Genomic DNA, 6,291 nt, shown 5'->3' on the forward strand with positions numbered 1-6,291 from the left:
AATGTAGTCTTGCTGCGTATGCGACCCGAGACCCCGAAGCTTCATATCCTGCAGCATCCGCTGACGCAGTGACCCGCTTGGGCTGGAGGTAATCGTAGTGTCCATGGTGAGTTCCTCTCCGTTGAAGGAACCTCACAATCTCACGGCGACTCGACCGCGCCCTACGCCCCGGAATTACGGCGCGACCCCACCCCAAGCGCCACTCCCGCAGAGCGGGTTCGTCCTTGTCCCAAGCCAAGCCGCAGGGCGCACCAAGCTGGAGCCTGGCACACTGCAGATCCCGATTCCCCCCGTCTCGAAGTCGCTCCAGGGTCCAACATTCGGGAAACCTCGTCAGGGGAGTGCTGTGCTCGACCGGGATGCGACGCTTACGGCGTTGCATGGCGAGCTGCGCGCCTGTGGCTGCCCGCCGCCCTGAGGCCCGATCAGCCCCAGTAGTGGGCAACGGCCTCGCGGCGCTGGTCTTCGGTGCTTGACGCGATCCTTGAAGACTGTTCAAATTTCCAACAGTTGGGGTCCTCTTTCGCGGGACACTCGCAGAAACGGAGTTTTTCCATGTCCGTGGTGCTGACAGTCAATCGCCGCAAGCGGACGGTGGATGCCGATGCCGACAAGCCTCTGCTGTGGGTCCTGCGCGAGGATCTCGATATGCCCGGCACCAAGTTCGGCTGCGGTGCGGGCCTGTGCGGGGCCTGCACGGTGCTGCTCGATGGTCAGGCTGTCCGCTCGTGCCAGACACCGATTGCCGAAGCCGCCGGCAAGCAGATCACCACGATCGAGGGCGTGACCGCGCTGCCCGCCGGGCAGAAAGTGGTCGATGCGTGGACCCGCATCGATGTTCCGCAGTGTGGCTATTGCCAGGCCGGGCAGATCATGTCGGCGACTGCGCTGCTCACCACGAACCCCAAGCCGAGCGCGGAAGACATCCTGCTGGGCATGAACGGCAATATCTGCCGCTGCGCGACGTATGTGCGGATCGAGCGGGCCATCCGCGAGGCCGCCGGACTGGAGACCAAGGCATGAGTGCGATCACCGGCAAGGTGGCACTGAGCCGCCGCTCGTTCATCGCCGCCTCGCTGGCAGGCGGGGCTGCGCTGACTTTCGAGGCGAAGATCGCGCTTGCGGCGGGTCCCGGCGTGCCGGATGCGACCGTGCTCAACGCGTTCATCCGCATCCTGCCGGACAACAGCGTGATCATCGGGGCGAAAAACCCCGAGATCGGGCAGGGCATCAAGACCATGCTGCCGATGCTGCTGGCGGATGAGCTCGACGTGACCTGGGAACAGGTGAAGATCGAGCAGACCGACGCCAACGAGAAGGCCTATGGCCCGCAAGTGGCCGGTGGCAGCACCGCGACGCCCATGAACTGGCTTCCGGCGCGGCAGGCCGGCGCGGCTGCGCGGGCGATGCTGGTGGGGGCAGCTGCGGCGCAATGGAGCGTGGACGCGGCAAGCCTCAAGACCTCCGCCGGGCGGGTGATCCACGCGGCGAGCGGGCGCAGCGCGACATATGCCTCGCTCGCCAAGGCGGCGGCAGCGCAGCCAGCGCCGGATCTTGCCAAGGTGGCGCTCAAGAAGCCGGATGAATTCCACATCATCGGCACCCCGAGGAAGGGTGTCGATACGCCGAAGATCGTGCGCGGGGAGCCCCTGTTCGGCATCGATACGCGGCTGCCGGGGCTGCTCCATGCAGCCATCGTCAAGTGCCCGGCGATTGGCGGGACGCTGGTGAGCCATGACGCTTCGGCGGTGAAGGCAGCGCGCGAGGTCGTGGCCGTGGTTCCGATCAGCAGCGGCCAGTGCCCGGCAGGCAAGCAGGATGCGGTGGCGATCGTCGGTACCTCGTGGTGGGCCGTGCAGAAGCTGCGCGACAAGCTGGTGGTGCAGTGGGATATCGCCGCGCAGCAGGGCTTTTCTACCGAGCTTTATGCCAAGCAGGCCGCCGAGGCGCTGGCCAAGGCGCCCGACGCCACGGTGTTCAAGGCAGGCTATGCCGATGCGGCACTCGCCAAGGCCGCCAAGGTGATCACCGGCGATTACAGCTATCCCTTCCTGGCCCACGCCACGCTCGAGCCGCAAAACTGCACCGCGCTGTGGCATGCGGACGGCACGGCGGAGTTCTGGGCGCCGACCCAGAACCCCGGCAATGGCCGCAAAGATGTGGCGGCGATGATGGGCATCGCACCGGAGGCGATCACCATCCACATGACGCGAATCGGCGGCGGCTTCGGCCGGCGGCTGATGAACGATTACATGGTCATGGCTGCGCAGGTCGCGAAGGCTGTGCCGGGGCGCCCGGTCAAGCTGCTGTTCGACCGGACCGACGATCTGCGCAACGACTACTACCGCCCCGGCGGCTGGCACCGCTTCACCGCAGGGCTCGATGCAAGCGGCGCGCTGACGGCGTTCAAGGACCACTTCGTGACCTTCGGCGCGAACGGCAAACCGATCCGCGCGGCGGACATGCCGGCCTCGGAGTTTCCCGCCTCGGTCGTGCCCGATACGCATCTCATGCAGTCGTTCCTCGCCACCAACCTCACCACCGGCTGGCTGCGCGCGCCGACGTCCAACGCGATGGCCTTCGTCTATCAGAGCTTCATGGACGAAGTGGCCGAGGCAGCGGGAACCGACCTCCCCGCCCTCATGCTGCGCACGCTGGGTGCGCCGCGCGATCTGCCGACAGAACGCCCGAGCATCGTGTTCAGCACGGCCCGTGCGCGTGCGGTGATTGAGCGCGTGGTGGCCTTTGCCGGCTGGACGGGCAAGCCATCCACTGTGCCGGGCAAGGGGCGCGGCTTCGGCTTCTACTTCAGCCACCGCGGCTACTTTGCCGAAGTGGTCGACGTGACGGTGGCCGATGGCGCGGTCAAGGTCGACAAGGTGTGGATCGCGGGCGACATCGGCTCGCAGATCATCAATCCGCTCAATGCCGAGCATCAGGCACAAGGCGCCGCGATCGACGGGCTGGCGCAGGCGCTGGTGTGGCAGCCCATCGTGCAGGAAGCGGGCGCGGTGCAGACGGTGACGTTCAGCGATTTCCCGCTGCTGCGCATGGATGCCAAGCCCGCCGAGATCGCAATCAGCTGGGTGAAGAACGACTATCCGCCGACCGGGCTTGGCGAGCCGACCTTGCCGCCGGTCATTCCCGCAGTTGCGAATGCCATCCGCGCGGCGACTGGCAAACGGCTGCGCAGCCTGCCGCTACAGCTGGCCTGAGCGGCGTTTTGCGCAGGGCAAAAAGAATCTTCGCAAGCGCAACAAATGACGCGAGTTAGCGATTGACCAATCCTGTACGCTTGTACAGAATTCGAATCAGGCCGGAGGGTGCATCGGGGACAATTCTTCAGGGGGCTTTACGCAGATGGACGTTCCAGGCGCGGCAGACCAAGTATTTTCGGCCCTCGGCAATGGCCCTGCGCCTTCAGTGAACGCACCTCCCAGGCATACACGTGGCAATCCAGTCGTTCGCAGACTGACCGCCGCGTTGCTGTTTGGCGCAGCCAGCCTGTTCTCCGCCTCTGCCGTGATCGGTCAGGCCAGCCTTCCTGCCGATGAGGGGATCGAGAAGGAAGACGGCATCCCCGTCACCGACGCCCTAACGCGCGAAAAGTGCGGTTCGTGCCACACGGCGGACGACAAGGGCAATCTCTCGCGCATTTCGTGGGTTCGCACCACACCCGAAGGCTGGGATCAGGCGATCAAGCGCATGGTCCGGTTGAACGGAGCCGCGCTGACGCCCGATGAGGCCCGCCATATCGTGCGCTATCTTGCCGATACGCATGGCCTTGCGCCGGAAGAGGCCAAGCCCGTCCAGTACCTCGTCGAAAAGCGGGTGATTGACGAAACCAATATCCCGAGCGAATCGGTGCGCACCAGTTGCGCTGCCTGCCACGCATTTGCCCAGCCGCTTTCGTGGCGGCGTTCGGCGGCGGAGTGGAAGAACCTGCAGGAATTCCACGTCGCGCTCTATTCGCAGGCCGATGCCCAGTATCGCCGTCCGGCGGTGGACCGTCCCGGCGCGGTGTTCGGCCAGACCGATCCGATCGTGAACAAGCCCGGCATGATCCCGGTTACGTCGGGACAGGTCGCGCTCGATTATCTGCGCAAGGTTGCACCGCTCAAGACGCCGGAATGGACCGCATGGGAAGCCCGCAAGCAGGCGCCGCGCCTCGCCGGTAAGTGGCTGGCGAGCGCTTGGCTGCCCGGCAAGGGCCTGTTCTACGGCACCTTCACCGTTGCGCCCGGCGCGGCGGAAGGCGAGTTCAAGACCGAGACGGCGCTGAAGAATCTGGCCGATGGCGATGTGCTGAGCGCGCCCGGCGGCGGCCTCGTCTATGGCGGCTATGCCTGGCGCGGCCGCACGATGCCGGCCGCAGCGCCAACCGCGCCGAACGCCTTCAACCAGCCGCTGCGCAGCACGATGATGTTCGGTTCCGATCGCCGCAGCGCCACCGGGCGCTGGTTCTGGGGCGATTATCAGGAATTCGGCTACGACGTGACGTTGACCCGCGCCGATGGCAGCCCGGTGATCGGCGCGGTCTGGCCTGCCTCGCTCAAGGGCGGCGCCAAGGCGCAGACGGTGCATATCTACGGCGATGCTTTCCCGGCGGGGCTGACGGCCAAGGACGTCGATCTCGGCACCGGGATCACGGTGACCAAACTGGTTTCTGCAGCGCCCGGTGAGGTCGTCGTCACCGTCGATGCGGCGGCGGATGTGAAGCCTTCGGTGCACGATGTCTCGGTCGGATCGGCTGTGCTGGCCAGCGCGTTGCCGGTCTACCAGAAGATCGCCTATCTCAAGGTTAGCCCGGAAACCGGCATCTCGCGGCTGGGTTCGGGCAAGCGCACACCGGGCTATGCCCAGTTCGAAGCCTGGGGCTTTGACGCCGGAGCCGATGGCAAGCCCAATACCGCCGATGACGTCAAAGTCGGCGTGGTGCCCGCCGAGTTCCACATCGAGGAATTCCAGGCGACCTATTATGACGACGACAAGGACTTCGTCGGCAAGTTGACCCCGTCGGGCTTCTTCACCCCCGCGAGCGACGGCCCGAACCCTGAACGCAGCGGCAATCGCAACAATTACGGCGATGTCTGGGTGGTGGCGACCGCGAAGGAAGAGAAAGACGCCACTGGCCAGCCGCTGACCGCGCGGTCCTACCTTGTCGTAACCGTGCCCGCCTACAAGCGGTGGGACAACCCGGGGGTGTCGCAGTGACCACCATGACGGCCACTCGGCTCGCGCACCGCTATCGCAGCGGCGAAATCCATGAGTTCCGGGCGCAAGGCGCGGACTTCATCTATCTGGTGACGGCGGGCGCGATCTTCGCCGCCGATGACATGACCCGCAAGGTGCTCGATCTTCTGGGCGAGCATGGCGAGATGGACCATGACGATCTCGTCCGCGCGCTGGTAGGCGAGGGCGTTTCGGCCACCGATGCGGAAGAACTGGTGCGCGAACTGCGGCTGGCGCGGGCGATCCAGTCGGCGCAGGTGGTCCATGCGCTGATGCCCGCCGCCCCGCCGGCGGATTACCCCCTGCAGGCGCTGGTGCTCAACGTCACCAACCAGTGCAACCTGGCCTGCACTTATTGCTACGAATTCGGGGCCGACAAGATCGCGACCCCTGCCGGCAAGCCCAAGTACATGTCGCTGGAAACCGCCAAGTCCTCGGTCGATTTCCTGCTGAAGAGCGCGGACCGGCGCGAGGCAGTGCACATCACCTTCTTCGGCGGCGAAACGCTGATGAACTTCCGCCTGCTGCGCGATGTCGTGCTCTATGCCGATGAAGCGGCGAAGGCGGCGGGCAAGCGCATCACCTACAGCCTGACGACCAACGCCACGCTGCTGACGGACGAGATCATCGCCTTCCTCTCGGACCACGTGATCGGCGTCACCGTATCCATGGACGGCCCGCCCGAACTGCAGGATGCCCGCCGGGTCTACAAGAACGGCAAGGGCAGCTATGCGGTGATGGAGCCGCGCCTGCGCAAGCTGATCGCCGGGCACAAGACCCGCGCCGTCACCGCCCGCGTCACGCTGAGCGCCGGGGTGACCGACGTGAAGCGGATCTACCAGCATCTCAAGCACGACATCGGCTTCCACGAAGTGGGCTTCGCGCCCGTCACTACAGCGGGCGAGGAGCGCGACTATGCGCTGGACGGCGATGCGATGACCGGCGTGCTCGCCGATTTCGAGGCGCTGGCGGACGAATGGCTGGACTACGCACTGCAAGGCAAGGTCCACGGCTTCACCAATGTGTCCGAAACGATTTCGGAACTGATCGCGGGCACCA

At 65.6% G+C, this 6,291-nt stretch carries 4 protein-coding genes; all 4 read left to right on the forward strand.

Going from position 1 to position 6,291, the window contains the following annotated elements; translation table 11 throughout:
* Positions 1-555 precede the first annotated feature (555 nt).
* Positions 556-1,023 carry a (2Fe-2S)-binding protein gene (locus Q0071_RS05715; protein ID WP_298166241.1) on the forward strand — a complete coding sequence of 156 codons (468 nt, stop codon included), beginning with the start codon at positions 556-558 and terminating at the stop codon, positions 1,021-1,023.
* Positions 1,020-3,215: a molybdopterin cofactor-binding domain-containing protein gene (locus tag Q0071_RS05720; protein WP_298166243.1), complete on the forward strand. Its 2,196-nt coding sequence runs from the start codon at positions 1,020-1,022 to the stop codon at positions 3,213-3,215. The genes Q0071_RS05715 and Q0071_RS05720 overlap by 4 nt, the downstream gene beginning before the upstream one ends.
* 208 nt (positions 3,216-3,423) lie before the next feature.
* Positions 3,424-5,214 (forward strand): quinohemoprotein amine dehydrogenase subunit alpha, encoded by a 1,791-nt coding sequence (peaA, locus tag Q0071_RS05725; protein WP_298166245.1) that lies wholly within the window; start codon positions 3,424-3,426, stop codon positions 5,212-5,214.
* 5 nt (positions 5,215-5,219) lie between these two features.
* On the forward strand, positions 5,220-6,291 hold a 1,072-nt coding region (locus Q0071_RS05730; RefSeq protein WP_298166247.1), incomplete at its 3' end, for a radical SAM protein.

Source organism: Novosphingobium sp., assembly GCF_027486195.1.
Classification (GTDB): Bacteria; Pseudomonadota; Alphaproteobacteria; order Sphingomonadales; family Sphingomonadaceae; genus Novosphingobium.